The organism is Micromonospora sp. DT47 (assembly GCF_049844475.1).
GTDB lineage: Bacteria > Actinomycetota > Actinomycetes > Mycobacteriales > Micromonosporaceae > Micromonospora.
In genome coordinates this window covers 23,871-50,607 of the sequence record NZ_JBNCLC010000028.1, presented here as the reverse complement: position 1 = coordinate 50,607, position 26,737 = coordinate 23,871, and the positions used below count along the sequence as shown (strand labels likewise).

Annotated in this window: 25 protein-coding genes and 4 pseudogenes; 22 read left to right on the top strand and 7 right to left on the bottom strand. The window is 69.6% G+C overall.

All coding sequences use genetic code 11. The annotated features are described in order from the left end of the window. The first annotated feature begins 76 nt into the window (after positions 1 to 76). From ACLQ2U_RS28785 to ACLQ2U_RS28755, 7 genes are all read left to right on the top strand, one after another. Complete coding sequence (locus tag ACLQ2U_RS28785) at positions 77 to 1,135, top strand: S8 family serine peptidase (RefSeq protein ID WP_425754038.1); 1,059 nt, start codon at positions 77 to 79, stop codon at positions 1,133 to 1,135. A gap of 325 nt (positions 1,136 to 1,460) precedes the next feature. After that, a complete protein-coding gene (locus ACLQ2U_RS28780) occupies positions 1,461 to 2,018 on the top strand; it encodes an excalibur calcium-binding domain-containing protein (protein ID WP_425754037.1) in 558 nt (185 codons plus the stop codon). A gap of 112 nt (positions 2,019 to 2,130) precedes the next feature. Further along, positions 2,131 to 3,753, top strand: coding sequence for a radical SAM protein (locus ACLQ2U_RS28775; RefSeq protein WP_425754036.1), 1,623 nt, complete (start codon positions 2,131 to 2,133; stop codon positions 3,751 to 3,753). 44 nt (positions 3,754 to 3,797) lie between these two features. Further along, the gene (locus tag ACLQ2U_RS28770; protein WP_425754035.1) at positions 3,798 to 4,766 is read left to right on the top strand and encodes a toll/interleukin-1 receptor domain-containing protein; all 969 of its coding nucleotides are present in this window, start codon (positions 3,798 to 3,800) and stop codon (positions 4,764 to 4,766) included. 15 nt (positions 4,767 to 4,781) lie between these two features. Continuing rightward, positions 4,782 to 5,147, top strand: coding sequence for a signal peptidase I (locus tag ACLQ2U_RS28765; RefSeq protein ID WP_425754034.1), 366 nt, complete (start codon positions 4,782 to 4,784; stop codon positions 5,145 to 5,147). A 385-nt stretch (positions 5,148 to 5,532) separates the two neighbouring features. Next, positions 5,533 to 5,922, top strand: coding sequence for an SCP2 sterol-binding domain-containing protein (locus ACLQ2U_RS28760; RefSeq protein ID WP_425754033.1), 390 nt, complete (start codon positions 5,533 to 5,535; stop codon positions 5,920 to 5,922). Next, on the top strand, positions 5,919 to 8,000 hold the full coding sequence (locus ACLQ2U_RS28755) for a glycogen debranching N-terminal domain-containing protein (RefSeq protein ID WP_425754032.1): 2,082 nt from the start codon (positions 5,919 to 5,921) through the stop codon (positions 7,998 to 8,000). The genes ACLQ2U_RS28760 and ACLQ2U_RS28755 overlap by 4 nt, the downstream gene beginning before the upstream one ends. A 318-nt stretch (positions 8,001 to 8,318) precedes the next feature. Here the strand turns inward: ACLQ2U_RS28755 and ACLQ2U_RS28750 are convergent, their stop codons facing one another. From ACLQ2U_RS28750 to ACLQ2U_RS28740, 3 genes are all read right to left on the bottom strand, one after another. Further along, positions 8,319 to 9,083 carry a DUF427 domain-containing protein gene (locus ACLQ2U_RS28750; RefSeq protein ID WP_425754031.1) on the bottom strand — a complete coding sequence of 255 codons (765 nt, stop codon included), beginning with the start codon at positions 9,081 to 9,083 and terminating at the stop codon, positions 8,319 to 8,321. A gap of 238 nt (positions 9,084 to 9,321) precedes the next feature. Beyond that, positions 9,322 to 9,915, bottom strand: coding sequence for a hypothetical protein (locus tag ACLQ2U_RS28745; protein WP_425754052.1), 594 nt, complete (start codon positions 9,913 to 9,915; stop codon positions 9,322 to 9,324). Then, the gene (locus ACLQ2U_RS28740; protein WP_425754053.1) at positions 9,870 to 10,199 is read right to left on the bottom strand and encodes a hypothetical protein; all 330 of its coding nucleotides are present in this window, start codon (positions 10,197 to 10,199) and stop codon (positions 9,870 to 9,872) included. The genes ACLQ2U_RS28745 and ACLQ2U_RS28740 overlap by 46 nt, the downstream gene beginning before the upstream one ends. 365 nt (positions 10,200 to 10,564) lie before the next feature. Between ACLQ2U_RS28740 and ACLQ2U_RS28735 the strand changes: the two genes are divergently transcribed. The 3 genes from ACLQ2U_RS28735 to ACLQ2U_RS28725 all read left to right on the top strand — a co-directional run bounded on the left by ACLQ2U_RS28735 (position 10,565) and on the right by ACLQ2U_RS28725 (position 12,780). Continuing rightward, a complete protein-coding gene (locus tag ACLQ2U_RS28735; protein ID WP_425754030.1) occupies positions 10,565 to 10,783 on the top strand; it encodes a hypothetical protein in 219 nt (72 codons plus the stop codon). Positions 10,784 to 11,076: 293 nt separating this feature from the next. Next, positions 11,077 to 11,304, top strand: a complete 228-nt coding sequence (locus ACLQ2U_RS28730) for a hypothetical protein (RefSeq protein ID WP_425754029.1) — start codon at positions 11,077 to 11,079, stop codon at positions 11,302 to 11,304. A gap of 237 nt (positions 11,305 to 11,541) precedes the next feature. Further along, positions 11,542 to 12,780, top strand: coding sequence for a PucR family transcriptional regulator (locus ACLQ2U_RS28725; protein ID WP_425754028.1), 1,239 nt, complete (start codon positions 11,542 to 11,544; stop codon positions 12,778 to 12,780). A gap of 4 nt (positions 12,781 to 12,784) precedes the next feature. On the opposite strand, the gene ACLQ2U_RS28720 is transcribed toward ACLQ2U_RS28725, so the two are convergent. The 3 genes from ACLQ2U_RS28720 to ACLQ2U_RS28710 all read right to left on the bottom strand — a co-directional run bounded on the left by ACLQ2U_RS28720 (position 12,785) and on the right by ACLQ2U_RS28710 (position 13,795). Further along, a complete protein-coding gene (locus ACLQ2U_RS28720) occupies positions 12,785 to 13,030 on the bottom strand; it encodes a potassium transporter TrkA (protein ID WP_425754027.1) in 246 nt (81 codons plus the stop codon). 108 nt (positions 13,031 to 13,138) lie between these two features. Beyond that, a complete protein-coding gene (locus ACLQ2U_RS28715; RefSeq protein ID WP_425754026.1) occupies positions 13,139 to 13,342 on the bottom strand; it encodes a hypothetical protein in 204 nt (67 codons plus the stop codon). A gap of 189 nt (positions 13,343 to 13,531) precedes the next feature. Continuing rightward, positions 13,532 to 13,795: a hypothetical protein gene (locus ACLQ2U_RS28710; protein WP_425754025.1), complete on the bottom strand. Its 264-nt coding sequence runs from the start codon at positions 13,793 to 13,795 to the stop codon at positions 13,532 to 13,534. Positions 13,796 to 13,812: 17 nt separating this feature from the next. Between ACLQ2U_RS28710 and ACLQ2U_RS28705 the strand changes: the two genes are divergently transcribed. From ACLQ2U_RS28705 to ACLQ2U_RS28685, 5 genes and pseudogenes are all read left to right on the top strand, one after another. Continuing rightward, positions 13,813 to 14,628 carry a cell shape-determining protein MreB gene (locus tag ACLQ2U_RS28705; RefSeq protein WP_425754024.1) on the top strand — a complete coding sequence of 272 codons (816 nt, stop codon included), beginning with the start codon at positions 13,813 to 13,815 and terminating at the stop codon, positions 14,626 to 14,628. A 60-nt stretch (positions 14,629 to 14,688) separates the two neighbouring features. Next, complete coding sequence (locus ACLQ2U_RS28700; RefSeq protein WP_425754023.1) at positions 14,689 to 15,003, top strand: TraR/DksA family transcriptional regulator; 315 nt, start codon at positions 14,689 to 14,691, stop codon at positions 15,001 to 15,003. A 102-nt stretch (positions 15,004 to 15,105) separates the two neighbouring features. After that, positions 15,106 to 15,474: pseudogene (locus ACLQ2U_RS28695) on the top strand (IS30 family transposase); the annotation flags it as partial. A gap of 11 nt (positions 15,475 to 15,485) precedes the next feature. Beyond that, a pseudogene (locus ACLQ2U_RS28690) lies at positions 15,486 to 15,767 on the top strand (IS3 family transposase); the annotation flags it as partial. Positions 15,768 to 15,905: 138 nt separating this feature from the next. Next, positions 15,906 to 16,256: pseudogene (locus tag ACLQ2U_RS28685) on the top strand (transposase); the annotation flags it as partial. A gap of 165 nt (positions 16,257 to 16,421) precedes the next feature. Here the strand turns inward: ACLQ2U_RS28685 and ACLQ2U_RS28680 are convergent. Next, entirely contained in the window at positions 16,422 to 16,865 is a 444-nt protein-coding gene (locus ACLQ2U_RS28680) for a DUF6223 family protein (protein ID WP_425754022.1), read from the bottom strand. Between the two features lie 289 nt (positions 16,866 to 17,154). On the opposite strand from ACLQ2U_RS28680, the gene ACLQ2U_RS28675 reads away from it, so the two are divergent. The 7 genes and pseudogenes from ACLQ2U_RS28675 to ACLQ2U_RS28645 all read left to right on the top strand — a co-directional run bounded on the left by ACLQ2U_RS28675 (position 17,155) and on the right by ACLQ2U_RS28645 (position 26,175). Beyond that, on the top strand, positions 17,155 to 18,225 hold the full coding sequence (locus ACLQ2U_RS28675; RefSeq protein WP_425754021.1) for a sensor histidine kinase: 1,071 nt from the start codon (positions 17,155 to 17,157) through the stop codon (positions 18,223 to 18,225). Then, the gene (locus ACLQ2U_RS28670; RefSeq protein ID WP_425754020.1) at positions 18,222 to 18,884 is read left to right on the top strand and encodes a response regulator; all 663 of its coding nucleotides are present in this window, start codon (positions 18,222 to 18,224) and stop codon (positions 18,882 to 18,884) included. The genes ACLQ2U_RS28675 and ACLQ2U_RS28670 overlap by 4 nt, the downstream gene beginning before the upstream one ends. Positions 18,885 to 19,019: 135 nt before the next feature. Beyond that, positions 19,020 to 19,445 carry a hypothetical protein gene (locus tag ACLQ2U_RS28665; protein ID WP_425754019.1) on the top strand — a complete coding sequence of 142 codons (426 nt, stop codon included), beginning with the start codon at positions 19,020 to 19,022 and terminating at the stop codon, positions 19,443 to 19,445. A gap of 818 nt (positions 19,446 to 20,263) precedes the next feature. After that, a complete protein-coding gene (locus ACLQ2U_RS28660; RefSeq protein ID WP_425754018.1) occupies positions 20,264 to 21,412 on the top strand; it encodes a zinc-dependent alcohol dehydrogenase family protein in 1,149 nt (382 codons plus the stop codon). A gap of 91 nt (positions 21,413 to 21,503) precedes the next feature. Beyond that, positions 21,504 to 22,823 carry an MFS transporter gene (locus tag ACLQ2U_RS28655; protein ID WP_425754017.1) on the top strand — a complete coding sequence of 440 codons (1,320 nt, stop codon included), beginning with the start codon at positions 21,504 to 21,506 and terminating at the stop codon, positions 22,821 to 22,823. Positions 22,824 to 22,879: 56 nt separating this feature from the next. After that, positions 22,880 to 24,189: pseudogene (locus tag ACLQ2U_RS28650) on the top strand (aldehyde dehydrogenase family protein). Positions 24,190 to 24,258: 69 nt separating this feature from the next. Then, positions 24,259 to 26,175, top strand: coding sequence for a helix-turn-helix domain-containing protein (locus ACLQ2U_RS28645; protein WP_425754016.1), 1,917 nt, complete (start codon positions 24,259 to 24,261; stop codon positions 26,173 to 26,175). Positions 26,176 to 26,737: the final 562 nt, after the last annotated feature.

Genomic DNA, 26,737 nt, shown 5'->3' with positions numbered 1-26,737 from the left:
CTGCCGCCGCTGTTACGTCTCGCGTCCGATTACCGATCCCTAGATGAAGCGCTGTCGCATCCTGAGGAGAGGTCTCATGTCGATCGCCCGGTTACTCGCCGGCACCGCGGTGGCCACCGCCCTCGTGGCCGCCGCCGCCACGCCCGCAGAGGCGGCTGTCAACGATCCGTTGTACGACAAGCAGTGGGGCCTGCGGCAGATCCATGCCGCACAGGCCTGGGCGACCACCACGGGAACCGGTGTGGTGATCGCCGTCGTGGACACCGGCGTCGACCTCAGCCACCCGGACCTGAAGTCCAAGCTCGTGCCCGGCGCCACCTTCGTCGACTGCGGCCCGACCTCCTGCGGCAACGGCGACTGGCGGGGGCCCAACGGCAAGCCTGACGCCAGCGATGAGCACGGCAGCCACGTAGCGGGCATCGCGGCCGCGGCGACCGGCAACGGTGTCGGTGTCGCGGGAGTCGCCCCCGACGCGCAGATCATGCCGATCAAGGTGCTGGAGGCGGGCAGTGGCAGCTTCGCCGACATCGCCGCGGGCATCCGCTACGCGGCCGACCACGGTGCGAAGGTGGTCAACCTCAGCCTCGGCGCGCTGCCGGGCTCCCAGGCCCTCACCCTCACCGGGCTCGAGTCCGACGCGACCGAGGCGATCGCGTACGCGCAGGCGAGAGGCGTCGCCGTCATCGCCGCCGCCGGCAACGAGACCGCACCTCTGTGCGGCACCCCGGCCTGGGAATCCGGCGCCCTCTGCGTCGCCGCGACCGACCGGAACGAGGTGAAGGCGTGGTACTCCAACCTGGGCGTGAAAGCTGACCTGAAGGCGGTCGCCGCTCCCGGTGGGGCTGGTCTCGTCAACTGCGACGACGACGTGTGGTCCAGCGTCCCGGTGGGCACCGGCTCGGCCACCTGCGGGCAGGGCGACCACGACGCCTACGCCGGTACGTCGATGGCGACGCCCTACGTGTCGGGAGTCGCGGCCCTGCTCTTCGCCCAGGGGCGCAGCCTTGACAACGTGTACTCGGTGCTGATGTCGACGGCCCGCACCCCGGTCGTCGGCCTGCGAGGGGTCTACTCGCCGACGTACGGCTGGGGCATCGTCGACGCCCAGGCCGCCGTGGCCGCGCCCCGCACCTGACGCCAACCGGGACGTTCCGGCTGCGGAGCCGACAACGTGTGAAGCCCCAGCTCGGGAAGACATCCTGAACTGGGGCTCCTCGCTGGAGGGGACGGTAGTCGAACCCGCACTGTCGGCATGGGAATCGGGTTATCTGGATCGCGCGTACTGGCTGACCCTTTCTCCTGAAGTTGTCCCTGCCGCCGGTCGGGTGGTTGGCTGCTGGATGCCCGGTATCCGGCCGCCCGTGATGACCAGGTCGGGGCGGGGATGCCGCCTCACTCTTCGCCCCGGCCCGGTCCTGCGCCGAAACCGAATGGCTACCCCACTTTCAGGAGCAGTCCCGATGACGACACCTACGCCGTCCCACGGCCGCCCGCACGAGGTACCGCTGGACGACACCGCAGTCCTGCCGATGTATCCCGCGCCTCCGGCTCCGACCAAGAGGAGGGCATTGCCATGGCTGATCGCCGCCGCCGCCCTCGTCGGGCTGTCTTGCTGCGGCGCAGTGATCAACGCAGCGAACGATGACTCCGACACGGCGCAGCCCTCTGCCGGTAACACGATGCCCGGCAACCGCTTCGTTGACGTCGATGCCAGTCCGACCCCGTCCCTGGTGGAACCGACCGCGCCGGATCCCCTCACGGGGGGAAGCACCGCCAAACCCATGACCGCGGGGCCGAAGGTCTCCGCCAAGCCGACGGCCACGCGCACCAGCAGTCCACGACCGGCCCCGACCACCACCAGGCCGAAGCCGCCACCGATGCCGGTGACCGACCCTCGCTTCGGCACCTGCAAGGAGGCGAACGCAGCCGGCTACGGCCCGTACCGCAGGGGCATCGATCCGGAGTATGCCTGGTACCGCGACCGGAACGGCGACGGCCTGGTGTGCGAACGGGGGTAACGCCTACATGATCAGCGCGTCGATGGGAGATGAGCCGCTCCATGTCAAGCCGTCGCCTGTTGGGGCCCGTTGAAGGCGGCCTTGAGGCCCGGGGGAGGCGCACAGGGCGGAGGTGGTCGGCATCGGCGTGCTCGACGTCGGCATGGAGCTGACCGAGTACACCGACCGGGACAACGCCTACATGCTCACCCTGCCCGACGGCATCCCGGCATGGAGCGGCATGTTCCTGTGGGAGCCGATCAACGACACCTTCGAGGGGCCGTACTCGGACGGCAACTTCGACGCGTCCGTCATCGAGCACGAGTACGCGCACGGGCTGTCCAACCGGGCCCACCAGCACGCCGCCGGGCACAGAAAAAGGGGAACTGCAGAAGGAACCGCCCGGCGGTGTTGCCACCGAGCCGGACGACCACGGCCTTCCCGTAGGTTCGGTCCGTCTGGGTCGCGTCAAGACCCGCCCGATCTGCGCTCGTTGGCCGACCCCGTCATTGAGCTGGCGACAACCGCAATTGGCCCGTTACGCTCAGTCGTGCCGATGGCAGATGACCCACAGGAGACTCGGATGGCGCCCTTCTCGGCGAACCAGGACCTGCTCCGCGGAACTGGGGGCGGCATTCCAGCGGCTGACGTCGACAGTGGCATGCGCTGGCTCCGCGACGGTGGGCCGCCGCCGAGCCCTCTCTCGGTCCACCTCGACGTCACCTTTCGCTGCACGGCGCGCTGCGCGCACTGCGCACAGTGGACCTGGAAAGAGAGGCCCGACCTTGAAGTCGCACGGATCGACACGCTGGTCGAGACGCTCGGCAGGTGGCGGGTCCGCACGGTGACGCTCGGCGGGGGCAACCCGCTGCTGCATCCGCACCTCGGCCGGATCGCATACCGCCTGCGCGCGGCCGGCATCCGCGTGGGCCTCATCAGCGAGGGTGGTGTGGAAATCGCGCCGGAGACGGTTCGCATGGTCGACGAATGCTTGTCCTGGATCCGCTTTTCGATCGACGGCGCTTCGCGGGAAATCCACGACCGCATCCGCGGCACTGACGGGCTGTTCGACACGACCACCGCCGGGATTCGCAGGCTGCGGGAAGCCGGGATCAACGCCCCCGTCGGCATCAACTTCGTCGTGCAACGTCGCAACATGCATCAGATCGGCCCGATGGTGGCGCTCGCGCAGCAGCTCGACGTCGACGTGCTCCTGTTCAAGCTGCCGCACGGCTCGGATCCGCGCAACCGCTACGTGCCGACGGCCGCGGAGTGGGCCGGGATACGTGACCAGGTGACCGAGCTGGACCGGGCGTCGCCCGGTCGGATGCGCACCAATCTGTCGCAGTTCGCCGCAATGCTCGACGAGCTGGACCCGACCGATGTCGCCGCGGGGCGACCGGTGCGCGGACACTACGCCGGTCGCGGAGCCCGCTGCTTCGTGCCGCTGTTCTTTCTAGTCATTGATGCCGCGGGCGATGTCTATCCCTGCGACTACCTCCAGGCCGACACGCGCACCGAGGCGGACGCATCGTGGCGTTCACGGTCGGCCTACTGCGCCGGCAACGTGTTCGACGACGGCGACGCAGTGCTCGACCGGCTCAGCGATCTCTTCCGCACGACGGTCCATGAGCTGCCGGGCTCCGGCCACCACGAGTGCGGCAGCTGCACCCGCTTCTTCCAGATGAACACCGCATTGACCGCCGGCCATACAGACGGCCGCGCTCTCGGCAACGGCGTAGCGCCGTTCCTATAGCGTGATCGCACGAGAACTCCGTGCGTGCCAGGAAGGGGCTATCCATGGCAGCCAGCGATGGGCTGGTGTTCATCAGTTACGCGCGCGTCGACGAGGACCTTGCCCGTTCGCTCCGGGACCGGCTCGCGCACGCCAACGTCAACTCGTTCCTCGACACCGGCGAGATCCGCGTCGGTGACGAGTGGCGTCGCGTGATCACGGGGGCGCTGGATAAGGCATCACTCGCAGTCGTTGTCTGCACCGGCCGGTCGGTCGCGTCGGTGGAGGTAACGTTCGAGTGGGCATACGCGCTGGCCCTCGGGGTGCCGGTGGTACCCGTCCTCTACGAGTCGGGGCTGGCCCTCCCGGGAGCACTGGCTCCTCTCGACCGGCTGAGCTTCGTGGATCCGGCCCACCGGCCGTGGGACCGGCTGATCACACGGGCGGTCGAGGCCAGCCGGATGGACCAGATAACCCTCGGCCGTCTGCGACGGCTCGGAGTCGAGCGGATCTTCACCGGGCGCACGAGCATCGCCCGTCAGAGCGTCCGCGACCTGCTCGACCGCGTCCTTCCGCAGACCGACCTGCTGGTCGTCGGGCGCAGTCTCGAAAGCTGGGCCCGCGAGTTCCAGGCGATCCAGGACTGCGTGACCGCCAAGGGCGTGCGGGCCCGGTTCGCGCTGGTCGACCCCAGTGTCACACCCGCCGAGTGGATGGTACCCGCCGACTACGCCCACCTCGATGTCGGCGCGGCGATCGAGAAGTTCCGTAAGGTCGCCCCCGCGCCCAACTCCGCAGGCTCGTTCGAGGTCTATTTCTTACCTAACGCACCGACATTCTCGTTCGTGCACCTGCACGACGCCACCGGCGCATACGGCTTTCTCGAGTTCGGAGCCAGTTTGAGCTTCGACGAGCGTTTCGCCATCGAGCTGCGTGCCGGAGACGGTGACGGCCTGCTGGGAAGCGTGCTCAAGGTTCATGACGCGATGCTGCGCACACGTCAGCCCGTGATTTCGTCCGCCGAGCCGAAGTGAGGAACGATGGGGTCCATGCAGCAAGCGGCCGACGAGATCGACCTCGCGGTCGGCAACGCCGCCGAGGCGGGTCGGGCCGGATGGTTCGTCGGACCTTTCCTGCCGGACGGCACCGGCATCCGGCGCACCGACCGGGTCGAGCTCAAATGGGGCGTGCACCGCGCCGGCGAGCGACGGGAGGAGGTTAGCGACTGCGCTGGGTTCGGCAGCGCCGCCGTCCTGGTCACCGGCTCGTTCGTAATGGAGTTTCCGACGAAGAGTCGACATGTGCTGCTGAGCCGCACCGGCGACTACGTGATATACGGCCCGGGAGTCTCGCACAGCTGGCACGCCCTCACCGGCTCCACGGTGCTGACCGTCAGGTGGCCGGCAGACGGATGACGTCCGGCCGTAGACATGGTGCCCCCGTCCCTAGTGCTCTGAGCAGGAACGTTCGCGGGGTTGGTCAGGCCGCTCGTGCGGTGGTCGGGAGCCCCGTCGGCGTTGACGTTCGCTGCGGATGCGGGCCCGTTCGCGTCGTTGGGCGGCCAGGACGTCGGGGTGGCCCCGCTGCCCGCTCACCCTCCGCCCGGACGCGGTCAGGGCCTCGACACCCGTACGCGAGACGTCCGCGGCCTGACGACGGCGGCTCAACCGGTGTGGCTCCGAGCAGCCGGATTCCCGTGCCCGGTTTGTGGCCGATGCGGCGCGTCCGTCCGTGCGCCATGAAGTTCACCCTCCGCGGGTGATGCCGGTACCTACCGGTCCGAGCGAGGCTGCACCTCGAGTGGGGGTGGTCAGGACGGATCCGGTAGCAGAGTTCTTCGACGGGCTCGGCCGGCGCGGGCACGAACGTCTGCTGGAGAAGCTCACCGGCACCCTGCGTTTCGACCTCGTGTGCGGCGAGCACGTCGATCACTGGTTGCTGGCGATCGACGGCGGGGACCTGAGCGTGTCCCGGGAGGAGCGCGAGGCCGACTGCGTCCTCTACGCCGATCGCGCCTTCTTCGCCCGGGTCGTGGCCGGCGAGGCCAAGCCGTTGACGGCGATGGTACGCAACGACATCAGGGTCGAGGGACGGCTCCAGTTGTTCATCGAGTTTGAGCGGCTGCTACCCGGGCCGCCGGGGGCGCGTGATCCGCGGGCGGTAGCCCGCGAACGGAGGCGTGAGCCATGAAAGGCGGCCTCATCAAGATCCTGGACGGGAACATCTTCCTGGTCAGCGACGACCGGGGCGACCTGGACTCCTCGATCTCGGCGCTACACGGGCTGTTTTCCTTCGACACCCGATTCCTGTCCAGATGGCAGTTGAGCGTCAACGGTGAACGGCTGCAGGCGCTGGCGGTCGACGACAGCAAGTACTTCGAGGCACGCCTCCTGCTGGTGCCCGGCGCCCCGACGCACTACGTAGAGGCGAAGGTTTCGGTCATCCGTGAGCGCTCCGTGGGGCGCAGCATGGACGAGCGGTTGACCGTTCTCAACTACGACCACAAGGCGATCGACCTCAGCATCCGGTTTGAGGTCGGCAGCGACTTCGCGGACGCGGTCGAGATCATCGATCTGCATGAGCGCGGCGACGGGGCACGGAAGGGACAGCACTACGCGCGGGTCGAAGAGGGGAGCCTGCGGCTCGGCTACAGGCGGGAGAACTTCCGCCGCGAGACGGTCGTCTCGACGAGCGTGCCGGCTCGGATCGACGAGCACGGACTGACGTACTGCGTCCGCATCGAACCCCAGGGGCAGTGGGTCGCCGACCTGCATGTCGACGCGGTGGTGATCGGGCCGCACCAGCGTGACTTCCGACAGAGTGTCCAGGGCTACCATCCGCGGGACAAGGCGCAGATCCAGCAGGACCTCGACCAGTGGCTTGCCCGGATGCCCCGCCTGACCTGCGACTGGGCACCGATGTCGACGACGTACCGGCGCAGCCTGGTGGACCTCGCCGCGCTACGACATTCACCCATGACGTTCCCTACGGGATTTCTGCCCGCGGGTGGCGTGCCCTGGTCCATGACGATCGTCGGCCGCGAGAGCCTTCTCACGAGTCTGCAGGCGCTGCCGTTCGCACCAGAGCTCGCCGCCACGACGCTGCGCATGCTCGGGGCGCTGCAGGGCACCCGGCTGGACGACTTCCGTGACGAGGAGCCGGGCAAGATCATGCGCGAGTTCCGCTACGGCGAGACAGCCGCGTTCGAGGAGCGACCCCATTCGCCGTACTACGGCAGCGCCGACACCACGCCCCTGTACGTGATCCTGCTCGACGAGTACGAGCGCTGGACCGGCGACGCCACCCTGGTGCGCCTGCTCGAGCGCGAGGCGCGGGCGGCCCTGGACTGGATCGACGGGTACGGCAACGTGCTGGACGACGGCTATCTGTGGTACCTCAGCCGGAACGAGACGACCGGCCTGGCCAACCAGTCGTGGAAGCAATCCCGGGAGGCGATCTCCTATCGTGACGGGCGACTGCCCGGCCTGCCTCGCGCGACCTGCGAGCTGCAGGGCTACGCGTACGACGCGAAGCTGCGGGGCGCCCGCCTCGCTCGTCACTTCTGGGGTGACCCGGAGTTCGCCGACCGGTTGGAGCGGGACGCGGCCGAATTCAAGCGGCGTTTCAACCGTGACTACTGGATAGCGGACGGGGAATATTACGCGCTCGCGCTCGATGCCGACGGCGGGCGGGTCGACGCCCTGTCGTCCAACATGGGCCACCTGCTGTGGAGCGGCATCATCGACGAAGACCGGGCCGGAAAGGTGGCGCAGCACTTACTGGGACCGCGCCTGTACTCCGGCTGGGGCGTGCGCACGCTGGCCGTGGGCGAGGCACGGTACAACCCGATCGGGTACCAGGTGGGCACGATCTGGCCGTTCGACAACTCGTTCATCGCCTGGGGACTCATGCGGTACAACCTGCAGACGGAGGCGGCGCGGATCGCCGAGGGCATCCTCGACGCCGCACAGTTCTTCGACGGTCGGCTGCCAGAGGCCTTCGGCGGCTACGAACGGCGGCTGACCAAGTACCCCGTCCCGTACCCGGCGTCGTCCAGCCCACAGGCCTACTCCACCGGCGCCCCGCTGCTGCTGCTGCGGACGATGCTCGGCCTGGAGCCGCACGGTGACCGGCTGACGGTCAGTCCGGTGCTACCGCCCAAGATCGGTTGGCTCGGACTGCTGGACATCCCGGGGCGTTGGGGCCGAACCGACGTCTGCGGACACGGGCAGACGTCCGTGTCGCCACCTGGCGAACGCATCGCCTAGCACAGTCGCCCCGCCGCGATCACCCTCGTCGGACCATCATCACCGCCACCAAACCCACGCCTGCAGATCCCGGCATAGCCCGAGCTGTGGCCGGCGGCAGCGTTCCGTATATCGCTGGCGGAGGATCGACCCGACCTCAGCCGGATGGCCGAAGCGCATCATGATCCGGTAATCGGCCGCCCTCACTGAGGCCGAGGCCGGTTGGCCAGGCCCGGCCACCCGACCACGTCGCCGACGCCGACGTGGTCGTGACCGGTTGGGGCTGCGCGCCGCTGGAAGCTGCAGCCCCCGGTGGCGGGCGGTGGTCGACAGGCGCCATCAGGAGAAGTGCGTCTTCGGCCGGGTGAGCCGCTCCCCGTCGATGATCAGGTCGACCTTCTCGTTGTAGAAGGCGATCAGCCCGGCGATCGGCAGGAGCGGGCCCGTGGGGAAGTCGTACGACCAGGCCAAGTCCGAGTGGACCCTGCCGTCGATACGCACGGACCAGTAGCGGCCGGTCCGGCCCTTGTACGGGCAGGAGGTCGTCGTCTCTGACGGCACGAGGTGCCCGAAGTCCACCTCAGTCCGGTTGAGGTAGTAGCGAGTCGGCAGACCGGTCTCGAAGACCAGCACCGGCGACGCCGACTCGGCCAGCACGACCCCGTCGAGTTCCACCCGCACGCGGCGGGTGGACCGCAGTGCGTCCACCCGCGCATACGGATTCCGGGGGTGCACGAAGACCTCTTCGTCCTCTTCAAACCAGCTGTCCATGGCGGCCCAGTCGAACCGGACGGTGTCCGCCAACCCGGGCAGCGCGTCGTCTCCGTACCACCGGGCGGACGAAGGATGGGAAGCCTCGCCGACGCGCAGCCCGTGCACCCGCCCGGTCCCACACCGGATCCGCTCTGTGCGGTGCTCATCGATTAGGAGGCTGCGGTTCACGTCGGCGACCGGGATGTAGTACTGGGGGTAGAAGGGCCACTCCCACACGTACTGCGCCCGCCTGGTGTCCAGCACCAGTTCGCCGGCGAGGTAGGCGCGGATCCGGCGGGGCACCGGCTCAACGCGGTCGTCCGGGGCGATCGCCTTCGGATAGTCCGGCACCTTGTCCTCCAGTTCAGCAGCAGCCTCGGTTCGGGGGTATTGGCTCAACGATCAGGAGGGCCTGGGTGTCTCGCCGGTTCGGTGAGGCGCCGACCTGCACGAGTTCGTACAGCGTCAGCGTCTACCCATGAGAACGCTCGGCCGGAGGCTCACTGGAGGAGCGTTCTCATGAGTAAGATCCGGCCCACGAGAAAGGTCCCTGCGGGGGCCTTTCGTCGTTTCCACGAACCGGCGCCGTCTACACGGCGCGGAAGGAGTTGAGCGATGGGCTTCCACCTGATGCTCCGGACCGACACCGCCAGGGGTGAGCCCTCAGCAGCCGGTACGCCTCCGCCCCGGGGCGCCCGGCGAAGGCGGGCACCGCCAAGGCCAAGGCCCCGGCCGCCGCGATCCATGCGGATGCACACCGATCGGTTTGGCCAGCGCGAACCCCGCGAGGGTGCCGCCCAAGACGGCGAACACGTACCGCGGCGGGCGGGAAGGGGGTGCCAATGGCGGTGCCTGCGCCGGGGTGGCCAAGGTCGACCGCGAACACCCGCCGGAAGATCGCATACTCGGTGGCGATCACCGCCAGCCACGGCAGGGCCATCAGCGCTGCGAACCGGGTGAAGCTCAACCCTCTGACGGCGAAGGCGCGCAGGCTGCTCAGATTGGAGATCGGCAGCAGCAGCGACGCGGAGTTGTCCAGGCGCCCGCAGGCGTACAGGTGCGGTTTCGGCCGCACCCCCACCCGAAGGGCGGTGGCCAGCACCGCCGGGGTCAGCAGCACCACCGTGGCGTCGAGGCTCAACACGGCGGTCCCGATCGAGGCGAGTACGAAGAGCAGCCGCAGCAGCCGCCGTGGTGAGCCCCGGCTGGCACGGCTGACGACCGCTCCGGCGTAGCCGACACCGTGCTCGTCGGCGAGGTGCCCAGGACCAGTACGGCGGCCAGGAACCCCACCGTCGGCCCAAGCGCCACCAGTTCGCCGTGCACCTGTGGCCGGGAGACCAGCCCCAACGCGACCAGCAGCCCGGCGCCGGGCACCGCGGACACCGCCTCCGGCAGCCCGCGCGGCCGGGCTACCGCGAAACCGAGCACCGCGGCCAACACCAGCAGACCGACGGCGGCGTTCACCACGCCAACCCGAACCGGTCGCCGGCCCACTCGAGCCGATCAGGACGCTACCCCGCCCGTCCGGGTCAGCCGTCCCGCTGCGATGGGATCGGACGGAACATCTCACTCGGCGGCGGGAGTTGTCTGGCGGTGCGTCACACCGGAGTGACCGCAGGCCGCCGTCACCGCGGACAAGCTCAAGCCGTACGGCCGAAGACGATCTCGGAGGGTTTCCTCCGCTGCGGGGACGGCACGCGGTGTATGGCCCTCGTAGTCACCATTGGGGTGGAGGCTCCATAGCGCCGTTGCGAATATCCTGCGACTTTTCAAGGCGCACATGGCGGGTACCCGCGGGACAGAGAAGGGACAGTTGAAGGGAGCAGACGATGACCGCTAGCGCCACTGCAACTCATGACGTCCACTACAACATGATCAGCCTCTTGTACCACACCTTGCAGGAAGCCGACACGCTACAGCAGTACATCGACGACGCTCAACGTAGTGGTGATCCGACGGCTGCGCAGTTCTTCAAGGAGGTGCAGTCGCATGACCGGGACCGGGCGCAGCGAGCGAAGGAACTCCTGCGTTCGCAATTGGCAAGCTGACGCGAACGCCGGGCTGACGCCATCGGAAGGTTGAGGCGGCAGCCCCCGCGCCGTTTTCCTCGTTCCTCAGGCGCCCCGGAACGGGGAGTAACCCAGTGATTCGCCGGTCTACATCAGCTGAGGCCGCTGAGTACGAACATGCGTCGTGCCGGTGGAACCTCGACGGCGATCTCGTAGTGGCCGCGTCGCAGGTTCTGCACGAACGTGGTGCCATGCCTGCGGAATCAGGTGGTTTGCGGCGCTTGTCGAACTCGTTGGCGGTGCCGCCCTGGTTGCCGGTCTCGCGGTACCCCGTGTCTGGACTGCTCCTCGCGCTCGACATGCTCGGTGCCTTCCTCATCGTCCACGTCGGCAACGGGGTCTTCGTGAGCGCCAGCGGGTTCGAGCTCGTACTCGCGCTCGGCGCAGCCGCGCTCGTGCTCGCCGCGGTCGGCGCAGGACGTTTCAGCCTGGACCGGCTCATCGCGCCCCGGCTGTCCCGCGGCGCGGGCCGTCGGGCGTCCGAGCCCACCGCAGTCTGAGGCGATCATCGTGGCCCGGCTCAACGGCCCTAACGGCAGTACAGAACTCCGATGACAGCACCTGACCCTCGAACACCCCGAACTCGCGCTGCCCGTGGAATCGGGCTTGGACGTTGCGCGGAACCGGCCTCACCCAGCCGCCTACCCGGCCGGCTCCGACGCCGGGTGGGCCGGTTCCCATAGGCTGGCCGGACCGGATCGGCGGTCGGCGCCGTCCACCTGCCAAAGGAGTCCGCGATGACCGGGGGCGTCCGTCGGGCGGGCCCGGCCGGCACCCACTCCGACGACGCGTGGCTCGCCGCGGTCGCCCGCGCCGCCAGCGCCGACGCCGGTGGTGTGCCGGTGGAGCTGCTCGGCGACTACCTGCGGCTGCTCGCCGACGCGGCGGCGACCGGGCGCCGCCCGCGGCGCGGCGAACTCGACGCGGTGGGTGTGCTCGGCCGGCGTGCCGCCGAGCAGGGCGTGTCCGCGGGGAGGGCGGTCAGGCTCTACCTGTCCGCGGCCCGCCGCCTCTGGCAGCAGCTGCCGGAGCTGGTGCGGTCCACCGACAGCGAGGTGGTGCGCGCGGCGGCGGAGGCCGTGCTGCACGTCGTCGACGCCGCGGTGGCCACCCTCGCCGAGGGGTACGCCGTGGCGCGCCGGGAACTGGTCCGCCGGGAGGAAGCGCTGCGTCGGGAACTCGTCGACGACCTGTTGCGGGGCGACTCGGACCTGGGTGGGCTGGTGGAACGCGCGGAGCCGTTCGGACTGGACCTGGCGCGGGTGCACCAGGTGGCGCTGGCGTCGCCGAGCCGGCGCCTGCCGGACACCGACGCCGCGATCAGTGCCCTGGAGGCGGTCATCTTCGACCGGCTGGGCGACCGCGACGTGCTGGTGGCCACGAAGGAGGGGCTCCTCGTGGTAATCGCCCCGGCGGACACGGTGACGCCCGACCGGGGCTCCGGCGAGGGCGCGTCGCTGGGCGACCTCGGCCGGCTGATGCACGCGGAGCTGGACCGGCTGCCGCGTGGCCGACCGTGGCAGGTGGCGGTCGGCCGCCCGCACCCCGGCCTGTACGGCATCGCCCGCTCCTACGAGGAGGCCCGCGAGGCGCTGACCATGGCACAGCGGCTGCACGCCGACACCGCCGTCATCGACGCCCACGACCTGCTCATCTACCGTGTCCTGCTGCGTGACCAGCCGGCCATGGTCGACCTCGTGCAGGCGGTCCTCAGCCCGCTGCGCCGTTCCCGCGGCGGGGCCGAGCCGCTCCTGGACACCCTGGACGCGTACTTCGCCAGCGGCGGGGTCGCCACCGAGGCGGCCCGCCGGCTGCACGTGTCGGTCCGTACGGTCACCTACCGGCTGGACCGGATCAGGACGCTGAGCGGCTACGACCCCGCTGACCCACGCGACCGGTTCACCCTGCACGCCGCCGTCCTCGGCGCGCGAGCGTTGGACTGGCCGCACCAGCCGCGACCCGGGCCGATGTCGTAGGCCCTCAACCCGATTCGGCCATCGTGGCCGTGGCCACCAGGTCGGGGAAGCCCAACAGGTTGGCGAGCGCGATCGCCTCGGCACGGGTGAGTCGGAGGCTGACCACCCAGTCCGGATCGTCCGGGTCGTCATGGATGACGTCCCGGCGGTCGCCCGCGCGGTACTCGACGATGCCGATCCGGCGGCCCTGTTCGGTGGTGAAGGTGTGCCGTACGCCGATGCCGGGCAGGGGCGTGCGTTCGATGTTCATGCGTGCTCCATCCGGAAGCAGCTGTTCCCGTCGACGCGCCGGTCTGCTGCCGGCGGACCGGGAGCCTGTCGTCGGTCCGGGCAGCGGTGGGTGGTCGGGCGACGGCCGTCAGGTGAGGGACGGCGTGCCCGGCGGCGCCCGGTCGGCGGACCAGGCGGGAACACAGCCCGGGATGGCGCCGGCCAGCCGGACCACGATGCACATCCCCAGCGCGCGACCGGCACGGACAGCCGCGACGAGCACCGCCAGCACGACGAATATCGACAGCGCGAGATGCTGGTCGATGTCACCCGGGTGCTGCCGGTTCCGCATCGGCCCACCATAGCCGTACGGCGGACGCTCGTGCCGGATCGCGGTCGACGCCGCCGGGCGACGGGCGCGAGGCAGCCGGCGCGGCAGGCCGGGTCGTTACCCGAGGGTCACGATCACCGGACAAGGAGCAGCCGAGATGTCCGACGGCCGGCAACCAGGCCGGCGGTTGTTGGCCGACCGCGTGCAATGTCAGGCCGAGGTTTCCGGCCCACGCTGGAGGTCCGACGCGTACCCGACCAGCGAGGAGGCGGTGATGACGACCCGCACGCCGGTGGCTTCGCCACCCCTGCCGGCAGCTTGTCCGCCGACCCCGCGGTCGGCGTCCGCCGGCCCGGTCGCGAGGTCACCCCGCGGCTCCGCGACCTGACGGTCCACCAGCGCCCAGCCGGCCGGCTCAAGCGAATCGATCTCCCGCGTCGCCCCGACGTACGGCGGCGCCATCGTCGTATCCACCCGTGAAAGAGGTTGGTATGCCCGTCCACGTCACTTCCGGTCACGCATCGGGCAGCGCCGAGGCTGTCCCCAGCCCTTCCCGCGCCCCGCGCCCGACGGGCACCGCCGAACCCGACCCGATAGCCGTGGACCTCGGCAGCGCCCAGCTGCGGATCTGGCTCCGCGCGCGGGGCATGTTGAGCGCCCCCGTCGGTAGCGGGTCGCGGACGCCGGTGATGCGGCGCGGTCGGATCGTGGACGGCCCCGCCTGCGTCGCCGAGTTGGCGCGGCTGCTGCACGATCACCGCACCGAGGTGCCGGCGGGAGCGCTCGTCGTCGCCTGCCGTCCGGTACTGGCCACCACGGCCGACCAGGATGCGATGCGTTGCGTGCTCACCGCCGTGCTCGCGCCCGCGCGGCTGCTCTTCGTCGATACCATACGCGCGGGTGCCATCGGTGCCGGCGCCGCTGCCGGCACGCTGCTGCTCGCCGACATCGGCGCCCAGCTCAGCGAGGTGGCCGTGCTACAGGACGGTCGGGTCGTCGCCGCCCGGCGCGCCGAACTCGGCACCCGTGACCTGAACCATGGGGCCACCCCGGCCATGCTCGCCGACACCGTCACCCGACTGGTGCGCGAGTTGAGGCGACCGCCGGCCGTGCGGCCGTTGGTCGCCGCGGCCCTGGCCCGCGGCATGGTTGTGGTCGGGGACGGTGCCACCCGACCCGACCTGACCGCCCGGCTGGTCGCCGCCCTGGGAGCTCCCGTACACCGCGCCGCGGCCCCACGTACCGCCGCATTGACCGGTGCCAGCCTGGCCGCCGTGGCGGCGAGCCAGCACCCGGCCGGGAGCTGAGACCGCCCCCGGCCCCACGCAGACATCCCCCAAAGCCTCTCCGGAAGGATTCACGAGACCATGACGCACACCGTGAACGACCGTGCCGAAGCACTGCGCGACCTCCTGGAACGCCAGTTCCAGGAGCACACCGACCAGCTCACCGAGCTGACGGTGCACAGCCGACAGCCCGACCGTGACGGCTACGACCCGGACACCCTGCGCCGGCTGATGGACGCCGCCCGGCAGGGCGTCGCGGACACCGCCCAGGCGCTGCGGCGGATGTCCGAAGGCAGCTACGGCAGCTGCGAGGGCTGCGGTGGCGATATTCCGCTGGCCCGCCTCGAAGTCCTGCCCTGGGCCCAGTACTGCGTCCCGTGCCAGCAACGCCGCTGACGTCGACGAACGCCGACGCCGCCGGTCCGTTGTCTCCCGGGCCCGGCCGCGTCGGCATGGTTCGCCGGCCCGCGGTAGGTCGAGGGCCGACGCTGAATCATCGCCATGCGGGAAGCCATCACCGCGCGGATGGCCACGATGCCCGACCAGCTACGGCGTTCGTTGACCTGGGATCGCGGCAAGGAGTTCGCCCAGCACGCCCAGCTGAAGATCGAAACCGGCATCGCGGTCTACTTCGCCGACCCCCACAGCCCCTGGCAGCGCGGCACGAACGAGAACACGAACGGGCTGCTGCGCCAGTACTTTCCCAAGGGCACCGACCTGTCCCGGTGGAGCGCCGAGGACATCGAGGCCGTCGCAGCCACGCTGAACGCTCGGCCCCGCAAGACACTCGGATGGAAGACGCCCGCCGAGGCGTTCAACGAGCAGCTAACCTCGATCGAACAAGCCGGTGTTGCATCCACCGGTTGAGTCCGGTCTAGTTCCGGTCCCGGAAGTTCGTGAAAGCGTTACGGCACAACGGTTTGATCGGATCCATGGGGCGGGTCGGGGCCTGCGGCGACAACGCGGCGATGGAGTCGTTCTTCGCGCTGCTGCAAAAGAACGTCCTGGACCGGCAACGCTGGGCGACCCGGCAGGAACTGCGCCTGGCGATCGTGACCTGGATCGAACGGACCTACCACCGCCGACGACGCCAACGACGCCTCGGACGGCTCACACCCATCGAGTTTGAGACAATTAACAGGCCCGCACACGCGGCCTGAACCACTTCAACCGCGCGAGTCAACCAAACCCGGGCAGTCCCGGGTCAGCGTGGGCGGACCTGATTGAGTATCGGGGAATCCGAATCTGCCTCAGTGTGCCGCGAGGACAAAGGGTAGGGCCTTCGGGTACGGCTGTGGTTGTCGACTCCAAGCCATCCCGAAGGCCCTACATTGCGTTTCCACCTGGTCCGCGGCCAGGCCGATGCCGCGCCCCCGACTCCCGCGTCCGAGCACCTGCCCACCGCCCGTCCGCGCCGCTACCCATCAGACACCAGCGACATCGAATGGCAACTGATCGCCGCGTACCTGCCCGCCGGCGGCACCGGTCAACAGGGCGGCCGCCCGGTGACCTACCCGCGCCGCGACGTCGTCGACGCCATCCGCTACCTCGACCACAACAGCTGCGTGGGGCGGGCAATGCCCGCCGACTTCCCGCCCTGGCCGATCGTTTACCACTACTTCCGCACCTGGACCCGCGACGGCACCCTCACCCGCCTGCACGCCGGGCTGCGGGAACAAGTCCGCCTCGCCGAAGGCCGCAATGCCGAACCGACGGCGGCGATCGTGGATTCCCGGTCAGTGCGCGGCCGAGACCGTCGCCAAAGCCAGCCGAACCGCACCATGGCCGGGTCAGCCGGTCAGCCGGTCAGCCGGTCAGCCGGTGCGGCGGGAGCGGGCCAGGGCCAGCCCACCGAGGACCATGGCGATCAGCCCCACCACCAGGGCTACGTAGGCCCCGCCTCGCCCGTTGCCGGTGCCGATGCCGCTGTCGGAGGTGGCCACAACCAGCCCGCCGAGGGCCATGCCGATCAGCCCCACCGCCAGGGCCATGGTGGCTCCGCCTCGCCCGTTGCCGGTGCCGATACGACTGGTGGGGCGGCCCAGAGCCAGCCCGCCGATGATCACGCCGGTCAGCCCCAGCACGGCGGCCACGGTTGCCCCGAGTCGCCCGGCGCTCATGGTGTAAACACTGGCGGCGGCCGGCTGGGCCGAGACGTGCGCGGCCGCCGGTGCGGCAAGCCCGAACCCCCCGAGCAGGGCGGCTGCGGCGGCGGCAAGCACCAGTCGGACTGACTTCAGGGTTCCTGATGAGCTCATGTCCCTCTCCTCTTTCGTGCGTCTCGTTTCCGAGGTTTGGATGTCGCCTGATCATGTCGCCGGGCGCACCGCCGGTCGTCCTGCAGGCGGATGCAATTCGCGCTGCCGCAGGTGGCGCATCCGGCTGCTGCGGACGCCGCATGCGCCGGGAAGGTACTGCGTGTGCGGTAGGCGGCCGCTCGTCTGCGAGGAGGAGTCGTCCGCGGCAAGATCCGGCTAGGGTGCGCGTATGCGCACAGGACGGTCCGGCGTTCCGGCCGGTGTCAGAGATTGGGCGATCGCCGTTGGCGTGGCAGCGACGCTGCTGGTCGCCGGGCTGTCCGGGAACCACTCCGCCACGGATATTGACCTACTCGGCTACGCGCTGTTGGTGGCCGGTGGCCTGGCGCTGGCCGCGCGCCGCCGGGCTCCGGTTTCCGTCCTGGCCGTCACCGGGCTGTGCGCGGTGGGTTACCAGGCGGTCGGTTTTGACGTGCCCGCCGTCGCGTTCCTGTTCGCCGTGTACGCCGCCGTGCGTGCGGGCCACCGCATCATCACGGTCGTGGTGGCTGTGATGATGCTGGCCGCTCTCCCGCTCGCGGCCCTCGCCCTGCCACAAGACATGTCCGTGGGCGAGGCGCTCGCACGGGCCCGGGGCGCCCTTGAGCTGGCTTGGCTGGTCGCTGCCGGTGCCGCGGGTGAAGCGCTGCGGCAGGCCGAGCGGAGGGCGGACGAAGCCGAGCGCACCAGGGAGGAGACCGCGTTGCGCCGCGCCAACGAGGAGCGGCTGCACATCGCGCGAGAGTTGCACGATTCCCTCACCCACCAGATCTCGGTCATCAAGGTGCAGGCCGGAGTCGCCGTCCACCTGGCCCGCAAGCGTGGTGAACAGGTGCCGGAGGCCCTGCTGGCGATCCAGGAGGCCGGTCGTGAGGCGACCCGGGAGCTGCGAGCGACCCTGGAGGCGCTGCGCGATGACGGCAGGACCCCGCCGCATGGGCTCGCCCACGTCCCGGAACTGGTGGAACGGGCCCGTATGATCGGCCTGGACGCGACGCTGACGATCGAAGGACAACGACACGACGTGCCGGCCGCGGTGGACCGCACCGCCTACCGGATCGTTCAGGAGTCGCTCACCAACATCGCCCGTCACGCCGCCGCCGCTACGGCGTCGGTCCGGATCGACGTCCGTCCGGACGCCCTCGCCATCCGAGTCGATGACGACGGCAAGGCCACGCCGGCCACCGCCGCGATGCCCGGCGTCGGGCTGCTCGGGATGCGCGAACGAGTCACCGCCCTCGGCGGTCGCCTGCGCGCGGAACCACGCAACGAGGGCGGCTTCACCGTCCATGCTGAACTCCCCGTGGACCGGACGTCATGATCCGCGTCCTGCTGGTCGACGACCAGCCGCTCCTTCGCAGCGGATTCCGCGCGCTCCTCGACGTCGAAGACGACATCGAGGTGGTGGCCGAGGCCGCCGACGGGAAGGAGGGTCTGGCGCTCGCCAAGGAACACCTGCCCGACATCGCGCTCATCGACATCCAGATGCCGGTCATGGACGGTATCGAGGCGACCCGGCGCATCGCCGCAGACCCGACCCTGGCCCGGGTGCACGTCGTCATCCTGACCAACTACGGCCTCGATGAACACGTGTTCAACGCGCTGCGCGCCGGCGCGGCCGGTTTTCTCGTCAAGGACATCGAGCCGGAAGACTTTTTGCACGCCGTACGGGTCGCCGCGCGCGGCGACGCGCTGCTCGCACCGTCGATCACCCGCAAGTTGATCGACCGGTACGTCACCGAGCCGCTCCACATGGGTGCCGACACGGGCCTGAAAGGGCTGACAAACCGCGAACGCGAGGCTGTCGTCCTGGTTGCGCAGGGCCTGTCCAACGACGACATCGCCGAGCGCATGGTGATCAGCCCACTGACCGCGAAGACCCACGTCAACCGGGCCATGGCCAAGCTCCATGCCCGTGACCGCGCCCAACTCGTGGTCCTCGCCTACGAATCCGGCCTGGTAGCCCCACGCAACCGCTGACATCGACGGCCCGCAGGAGGCCAAGGCGCTTGCTCGTGCCGGCGATGCACGACGCGTCACCGATGCGCTCGACACCGGCCGGCGCCTGCTAGCTCGCTTCTCGGTCCCAGTCGACCGGACCACCATAGGAACGCGATGGCCCTGATGGCGGCCGGGAGGCAACCTTCGACGGGCCAGTCCCATGCCGGTCAATCCGGCTCGAAAGTCATATCCGAGCCGGATTCGCAGTCTGGTGTAACGATCGTCCCCGTCGGCGGTGCGATTTCAGGGCAACCGCAGGTCGGTTGCCGTCGTGACGCAATGGCTGCCTTCGTCGCGGCAATGTCAGCTCCCGACCTCAAGTACACGATCTTCTATGCGGCTTCAGCGAACGAACGGGGATGGTGGGACCATGAGCCCGGCCGCGTCCTCGGCTACCACCCGAGCGGCAGCGCCGAGCGCCACCTGCCTGGGTCGACCTGGGAGCCGGCCACCGACGGCGTCCAAGGCGGCGTCCTCGCGACGGCGGCCTACACCCTCGACAGACAGCACCCCATCCGCACTAGGTCCACGCGATCGTGAGGATTTCGGACAGTACGAGGGGCGGTGGGGCTGCGGACCCGCCCCTCTGACACGGCCCATAGGCCCACGGTGCGCGCTGAGATCAGCTTCAGCGTGCACCGTTTGCGTTTCCGGTGGTAGGTCAGCCGCAGGCCGAGCTGGCGGTAGACCTCGGCCTTGTCCGCGGGGTCGGCGTCGCGGAGCACAGTGAGGATTTCCCCGAGCGCCCGGACCAGGACCCGGTCGTTGCGCGGACGTCGACGTTGTCGACCGTCCATGAAGCCGTGTCTTCGATGGCCTGGTCAAGTTGCTTGTCCGGTGCCGCGGCCGTTGCCGGGTCGGCTGCGTCGCTGATGTTGGTGATTGGGCGAAAGCGTCATGCGGCTCCGTCCGGCGGTTGGCTCGGGCAAGACAGGCGTCGGTCTGCTTGCATCGTCCGCCTGTCGGCTTCTCCTACCCCCGCAGAAAAGGAGGCGGACCGGAGGGCGGCGCCGGCATGGGCGTTGTGGGCGGGCTGGGTGGTGGCGCGATAGCTCCGTGCGTCGGGCCGGTAAACCGGGGGAGGCTCACCTCGGCTATCTCGTCGACGTCCAGCCCGGCCTCGTTCTGCTCCCAGCTTGCCTCGGTGCTGATTCCTTTGATCGAAAGCCGGCATAACCCCTTGTCCACATCCCGGGGGGCACCTCACAGGTCGCGCGGTCTCCCGCCGAGTCATTCGCCCCGATGCTGGTTGGCTGCAACAGCGAAGCCGCCGGTAGCTGTGTAACAACACCATCGGATGAGCGACGGAAGCGGCCTACGTTGTCTGCCAAGCAGCCACGAGTAAAAGGGGTCGCCGCATGAAGGTCAGCGCCGCAGTCCTGACGACGACGGGGAGGCCCGCGCCATACCGCAGCAGTCGCCCGCTGGTCGTCGAGGAGTTGGAACTCGACCCGCCCGGGCCGGGGGAGGCCCTCGTCCGGATCGGCGCTGCGGGGTTGTGTCACTCGGACTTGTCGGTGATCAACGGTGTGCGACCGCGACCGACTCCGATGGTACTTGGCCACGAGGCTGCCGGCGTGGTCGAGGAGGTAGGTCCTGAAGTTACCACGGTTCGCCCTGGCGACCACGTCGTCTTCTCGTTCGTGCCGGTCTGCGGGACCTGCGTGTCCTGCCAGTCTGGCCGACCGGCGCTGTGTGAGCAGGGCGCCGCGGCAAACGGGGCGGGGACGCTGCTGTCCGGAGCGCGGCCATTCCGTCGCAGCAATGGACAACCGATCCACCACCACCTCGGGGTGTCGGGCTTCGCCGAGCGGACCGTGTCCTCAGCCGCCTCGTTGGTCCTGGTGCCGGACGACGTCCCGTTCGAGACGGCGGCGCTGTTCGGCTGCGCGCTGGTCACCGGTGTCGGAGCCGTGATCAATACGGCCCGCGCCGAGCCGGGCTCCTCGGCGGTGGTGTTCGGCCTTGGTGGCGTCGGCCTCAGCGTTGTGATGGGCGCGCGGCTCGCCGGTTGCCATCCCATCATCGCTGTCGACACGGCGCCGACCAAGTTCGAGGTGGCGAAACGACTCGGCGCGACGGAGGTGATCCGGGCCGGCGATCAAGCGGTCGAGGCGATCCGGGATATCACCCGGGGCGGCGCTCATTACGCGTTCGAGGCGGTCGGCGATGCCGACGTTCTCGCTGCGGCCTATGCGGCCACCCGTCGCGGCGGCACGACAGTCTCGATCGGGCTGCCGCATCCGGACCAGCGGCTGACCCTTCCGGCTTTGGGCATTGTGGCCGAGGAGCGTCGTCTGATCGGCTCGTATATGGGCTCGGCGGTGCCCCGCCGTGACGTGCCGCGCTACCTCGCGCTGTACCAGGCGGGTCTGTTGCCCGTGGACGAGCTGCATAGCCGCGACGTCCGGCTCGCGGAGCTGAACGCCGCCTTTGACGCGCTGGCGAGCGGGGACGTCGTTCGTCAGACCCTCCTCTTCGAGCGATCGACCACGATCCGCCCTTAACCCCCGAATTACCCCCAACCCCCAGAGCCCGTACGGAGGACACGTCATGTCTAGTACCGCAAGCGTCGAGCGTTCATCCATCCGGAAGGTGGTGGCAGCGAGCCTGGTCGGCACCACGATCGAGTGGTACGACTTCTTCGTCTTCGGATCCGCCGCCGCGCTCGTCTTCAATACCCTGTTCTTTCCGAAGTTCGACCCGCTCGTCGGGACGATCCTGGCATTCGCCACCTACGCCGTGGGCTTTGTCGCCCGGCCAATCGGTGGCATTGTGTTCGGTCACTTCGGTGACCGGGTCGGGCGCAAGCGCATGCTCGTGCTGAGCCTGCTGATCATGGGCGTGGCGACGTTCGCGATCGGGCTGCTGCCGACCTACGCCTCCATCGGCGTGTGGGCGCCGATCCTCTTGGTCATCTGCCGCCTGCTGCAGGGATTCGCCGTCGGCGGTGAGTGGGGCGGCGCGGTACTGATGGTCGCCGAGCACGGCGACCCGGCGCGGCGCGGATTCTGGGCCAGCTGGCCACAGGCCGGCGTGCCCGCGGGTAACCTGCTCGCCGTCGCTGTGCTGGCCATCATGACCGCCACGACCTCCGAGGCCGCCTTCGCCTCTTGGGGCTGGCGGGTGCCGTTCCTGCTCAGTGCCGCTCTGGTCGCCATCGGCCTCTATGTCCGCGTGTCGTTGAGCGAGTCACCGGTCTTCCAGCGGGCCCAAGCGGAGATGGAGCGCGCGCAGGAACGCCGTAGGGCGCCGATGCTGGAGGTCGTACAGCGGTACCGGCGCCCGGTCCTCGTGGCGATGGGCGCCCGGGTCGTGGAGAATGTCTCGTACTACATCTTCACCGTGTTCGTCCTGACATATGTCACGACCGAACTCGGCATGCGCAGGGCGATGGCCCTGAATGCGGTACTGATCGCTTCGGCCGTTCATTTCGCCGCCATCCCGCTCTGGGGCGCCCTCTCCGACCGGGTCGGTCGGCGGCCGATCTACCTGCTCGGCGCGGGCGGGGTCCTCGTCTGGGCGTTCCTGTTCTTCGTGCTGGTGGACACCAGGTCGTTCGGCGCCATCACCGCCGCCATCACTGGCGGTCTGATCTTCCACGCCGCGATGTACGGTCCTCAGGCGGCGTTCTTCTCCGAGCTGTTCGGCACGGGCGTGCGCTACAGCGGCGCCTCCATCGGCTACCAGCTCGCCTCGGTGTTCGCCGGCAGCCTCGCCCCGATCATCGCGGTGGCCCTGCTCGCCGAGTTCAACTCGACTGTGCCGATCTCGCTCTATGTCGCGGCCATGGCGGTGATCACCATCGCCGCTCTGATCGCTTCGCGGGAGACCGTGCGGGCTGACCTTGCGGACGAGCCCGGTTTCGCACCCGCCGCGGCCGTTCCCGCCCGCGCCGCCGTCGACGAGACCGCATGACAGACCGTCACGCCGTGCTGGATCGCCGGGCAGCCGCAGCTGGGTGACACACCGCCCTGCGCGTCATCCACCCCTACGACGGCAGGCATGTGGGTACCGTGTCGATCCCCACGGCACATCAGGTCGAGGCGGCGGTCGCCGCCGCGTACGCCATCTAGTACGCGGCGGCGGCGCTGCCGGCGCACACGCGGGCCGGCGCGCTGGCGCACGTGTCGGCGCGGCTCGCCGAGCGCGCCGACGAGGTGTCCACCTTCCGGTTCGCCGCTGAGGAGGCGCGCCGGTGGTCAGGGGAGCTGCAACGGCTCGACACCGAAGTGCCTGGTGCCGGCCGCGTCGCGGTGACCCGTCGTTACCCCAGAGGGAACGGTGCTGGCGATCACGCCGTTCAACTTCCCGCTGAATCTCGTGGCCCACAAGGTTGCGCCCGCGATCGCCGTTGGTGCGCCGGTCATCATCAAGCCGGCGCCGAGAGCCCCGCTGTCCGCCCTGCTCCTCGGCGAACTCCTCGCGGAGACGGAGCTGCCGCTCGGCGTGTTCTCCGTGCTTCCCGTCGGCGACGACATCGCCATGGGGCTGGTCCACGACGCCAGGCTGCCAGCGGTGTTGTTCACCGGCTCAGCCGCTATGGGCTGGTCCATCGAAGACGCGGTCCCGGGCAAGCACGTCGACCTCGAACTCGGTGGCAACGCTGCGGCGCTGGTTTGCGGCGACTGGTCGAGTGCGGCGGATCTGGACTGGGCGGCCCGACGGATCGCGACGTTCACCACCTACCAGGCCAGTCAGTCCTGCATCTCGATGCAGCGGGTCATCGCTGACCGGCTGGTGTACGACAAGCTCTGCGGGCGGATTGTCGCCGCGACGAAGGCGCTGCACACCGGGGATCCGTGGGATAAGCGCCGTCGGCCCGCTCATCAACGACGAGGCTGCGCAGCGGGTCGCTGCCTGGGTCGACGAAGCCGTCGCGGTGGGCGCCAAGGTCCTCACCGGCGGGTTCCGGGACCGAACCAGCTACGCGCCCACCATTTTGGAAGGTGTGCCGCGGGACGCGAAGGTCTGGAGTGAGGAGCTGTTCGATCCCGTGGTCAGCGTGGCGGCCGCCGCCGGCCTCGAAGCCCTCCGGATGGCCGATGAGTCGCGGTACGGGCTCCAGGCCGGCATCTTCATCCACGATATCCAGACCGCATTCCGGGCCCATGCAAGACTGAACGTCGGCGGTGTCTTCATCGGAGACGTCCCCTCCTTCCGCGCCGACCATATGCCGAACGGCGGGATGAGGGCCTCGGGCGCCGGGCGGGAAGGGATCCGCGCGGCCATGGAGGACTACACCGACGTACGGGTCCTGGTATTCACCGGAGTGGACCTATAGCCCGGCGGCCAAGAGCTTGAGCGGCTGCCTGCGGTTCGTACCCACGCATGGAAGACATAACCTCTTGTCATGGCGCGTTCGTTCGTTAAGCTCCTCAACGAGGAGGCCCCACCCGAAGCATTCGAGGAGCAGCTCCGTCTCGCATGCGAAGAAGGCGCGAGCGAGACGGAGCTCGAGCGGCTGCGGGGGGAGATCGAGGTCTCGCTGCGGGTGCGTACCAAGATGACGCAGCAACGCCGGCGCGAGGCGGAGCTGCGTGCCCTGTACGAGACGGCGACCGACCTGGCCGCCATCCGCGACGTCGATGCCGTGCTACGCGCCATCGTCCGCCGCGCCCGCAACCTCCTCGGCGTCGACCTCGCCTACCTCAGCCTCATCGACGACGAACGGCGCGACGTCTACATCCGGGTCACCGACGGGTCGGTGTCGGCCCGGTTCCGGGCGATCCAGTTGCCGCTCGGAGTGGGTCTCGGCGGGCTCGTGGTGCATACCGCCACCCCATACGCCACCGGCGACTACCAGTCGGACCACCGTTTCGTGCACATCGCCGCAGTCGACGTCGCCGTCAGGGACGAGGGGATCCACGCCCTGCTCGGTGTGCCGCTGCTGCTTGCCGGCAGAGTCATCGGCGCGTTGCTCGCCGGAAACCGTTCACCCCGCCCATTCCCCCCCGAGGAGGTGGCGTTAGCCACCAGCCTCGCAGCGCACGCCGTCGTCGCGCTCGAGAACGCCCGACTGTTCTCCGAGACTCAGGCTGCGTTGCGTGAGCTAGATCAGGCGACCGCCTTGGTACGGCGCCATGCACACGAAGTCGAACTCGCCGCCGACGCGCACGACCGACTTACCGAGGTGCTGCTCCACGGCGGTGGCGCCGTCGACGTCGCCACGGTACTCGCCGAGGTCCTCGGCGGCAGCGTAGCGGTGCTTGATCCCGACGGCATCGTGCTTGCCGCCGTCGGGGGAGGGCCACCACTGGTCGACGAACCGCTGCTCGCCGCCGTACACGACGCCCGGCGGACCGGAGGCACCATCGAACTGGACCTGGCGACCGGCCGCTGCTGGCTGGCGGCCGCGGTGGCCGGCACCGACCACCTGGGCACCCTCGTTTTGTCCGACCCCGACCAGCTGGCCCAGCCAGCTCGGCGGATCTTCGAACGCGCGGCGGTTGTCACAGCCCTGCTGCTGCTGTTTCAACGGTCGGTCGCCGAGGCCGAGCACCGCGTACGAGGCGAACTTCTCAACGACGTACTGCTGCATTCGGACCGAGACTCCGCGACGCTGCGCGAGCGGGCCCGCCACCACCGCACCAACCTCGACGTCCAACACGCGGTCGTCGTCGCCACAACGGACTACGGCGACCGGGACCGGGCGGTGGCCGTGGCCGCCCGGCTGGCGGCGGAGCACCGAGGCCTCGCGGGACACCACGACGGGCGCGTCGTCGTGATCCTTCCAGGTCAGGTGCCGGCCGAGGCGGCACAGCTCGTCTCGGCTCGGCTACGCGAGGCACTCGGCTGCGTCGTCACGGCGGGCGCCGACGGACCCGCCGCCGGACCCGCGGCGATCCGCGACGCCTATCACGAAGCTCGCCGCTGCTTGTCCGCCCTGCTCGCGCTCGGCCGCCACGGAAATTGTTGCGACGTCGCCGAGCTCGGGTTCGCCGGGATGATCCTCGGCTCTCCCGGGCCCGACGACGTCGACGATTTCGTACGGACGAACTTGGCACCGCTGCTCGACTACGACGCACGTCGGGGCACTGATCTCGTCGGCACGCTGGAGGCATACTTCGCCGCCGGGGGAAACCTCAAGGCCACCCGTTCGATACTGAAGGTACACACCAACACCGTCGCGCTGCGACTCGAACGCATAGCGACCCTGCTCGGCGTCGGCTGGAAGCAGCCACAACAAGCGCTGGAACTGCAACTCGCGTTGCACCTGCGCCGGCTTCGGCCCACCATGACCGACTCGGCAAAATCGCATCCGTCTTGACCCAGCGGCGCTACCGGCGATACCGCCTCGATTCGGGCGGCGGAATCGAGGGCGTTGGCTTCGTGTACGACGGTGATCAGGTCGTCGATGATGTCGGTGAGGTCGAAATCCTTCGGGGTGTAGATCCGGGCCACCCCCGGCCGAGCGCAGCTCGTCAGCGCCGACCTTGACGCCCAACGACTCCGGGCCGTGTTCGGCGAGATCGCCAAGACCACGAACCGCAAGGGTCTGCCGCAATCCGCCTCGGCGATGCAGCACCTGCGCACCACCCTGCGAGCGGCGCTGAACCTCGCCGTCCGAGGGTCTGATCGAGTCGAACCCCGGCCCGGCACATCGAGGTCACCGGCTACCGCAAACCGCAGGCCCAGGTTTGGACCGACGCCCGGGTCCAGGAGTGGCCACCGGTCAGCGTCCGGCGGTGGCCGTCTGGATCGCCGAGCACCTCGCCGGGCTCCTCGCCGTCACCGCCGACGACTCCCTGTTCGCCCTGTGGTGGCTCATCGGCTTGCGCGGGCTACGCCGCGGTGAGGCGTACGGGCGGCGCTGGAGCGAGGTCGACCGC

Excerpts from the sequence above, each read along its gene's own strand:
- ACLQ2U_RS28765 (WP_425754034.1), top strand. The coding sequence starts at position 4,782 with ATGCAGCAAGCGGCCGACGAGATCGACCTCGCGGTCGGCAACGCCGCC.
- ACLQ2U_RS28755 (WP_425754032.1), top strand. The coding sequence starts at position 5,919 with ATGAAAGGCGGCCTCATCAAGATCCTGGACGGGAACATCTTCCTGGTC.
- ACLQ2U_RS28665 (WP_425754019.1), top strand. The coding sequence starts at position 19,020 with ATGGCCCTGATGGCGGCCGGGAGGCAACCTTCGACGGGCCAGTCCCAT.
- ACLQ2U_RS28725 (WP_425754028.1), top strand. The coding sequence starts at position 11,542 with ATGACCGGGGGCGTCCGTCGGGCGGGCCCGGCCGGCACCCACTCCGAC.
- ACLQ2U_RS28735 (WP_425754030.1), top strand. The coding sequence starts at position 10,565 with ATGACCGCTAGCGCCACTGCAACTCATGACGTCCACTACAACATGATC.
- ACLQ2U_RS28715 (WP_425754026.1), bottom strand. The coding sequence starts at position 13,342 with ATGCGGAACCGGCAGCACCCGGGTGACATCGACCAGCATCTCGCGCTG.
- ACLQ2U_RS28720 (WP_425754027.1), bottom strand. The coding sequence starts at position 13,030 with ATGAACATCGAACGCACGCCCCTGCCCGGCATCGGCGTACGGCACACC.
- ACLQ2U_RS28780 (WP_425754037.1), top strand. The coding sequence starts at position 1,461 with ATGACGACACCTACGCCGTCCCACGGCCGCCCGCACGAGGTACCGCTG.
- ACLQ2U_RS28705 (WP_425754024.1), top strand. The coding sequence starts at position 13,813 with ATGCCCGTCCACGTCACTTCCGGTCACGCATCGGGCAGCGCCGAGGCT.
- ACLQ2U_RS28670 (WP_425754020.1), top strand. The coding sequence starts at position 18,222 with ATGATCCGCGTCCTGCTGGTCGACGACCAGCCGCTCCTTCGCAGCGGA.
- ACLQ2U_RS28645 (WP_425754016.1), top strand. The coding sequence starts at position 24,259 with ATGGCGCGTTCGTTCGTTAAGCTCCTCAACGAGGAGGCCCCACCCGAA.
- ACLQ2U_RS28680 (WP_425754022.1), bottom strand. The coding sequence starts at position 16,865 with ATGAGCTCATCAGGAACCCTGAAGTCAGTCCGACTGGTGCTTGCCGCC.
- ACLQ2U_RS28700 (WP_425754023.1), top strand. The coding sequence starts at position 14,689 with ATGACGCACACCGTGAACGACCGTGCCGAAGCACTGCGCGACCTCCTG.
- ACLQ2U_RS28785 (WP_425754038.1), top strand. The coding sequence starts at position 77 with ATGTCGATCGCCCGGTTACTCGCCGGCACCGCGGTGGCCACCGCCCTC.
- ACLQ2U_RS28770 (WP_425754035.1), top strand. The coding sequence starts at position 3,798 with ATGGCAGCCAGCGATGGGCTGGTGTTCATCAGTTACGCGCGCGTCGAC.
- ACLQ2U_RS28660 (WP_425754018.1), top strand. The coding sequence starts at position 20,264 with ATGAAGGTCAGCGCCGCAGTCCTGACGACGACGGGGAGGCCCGCGCCA.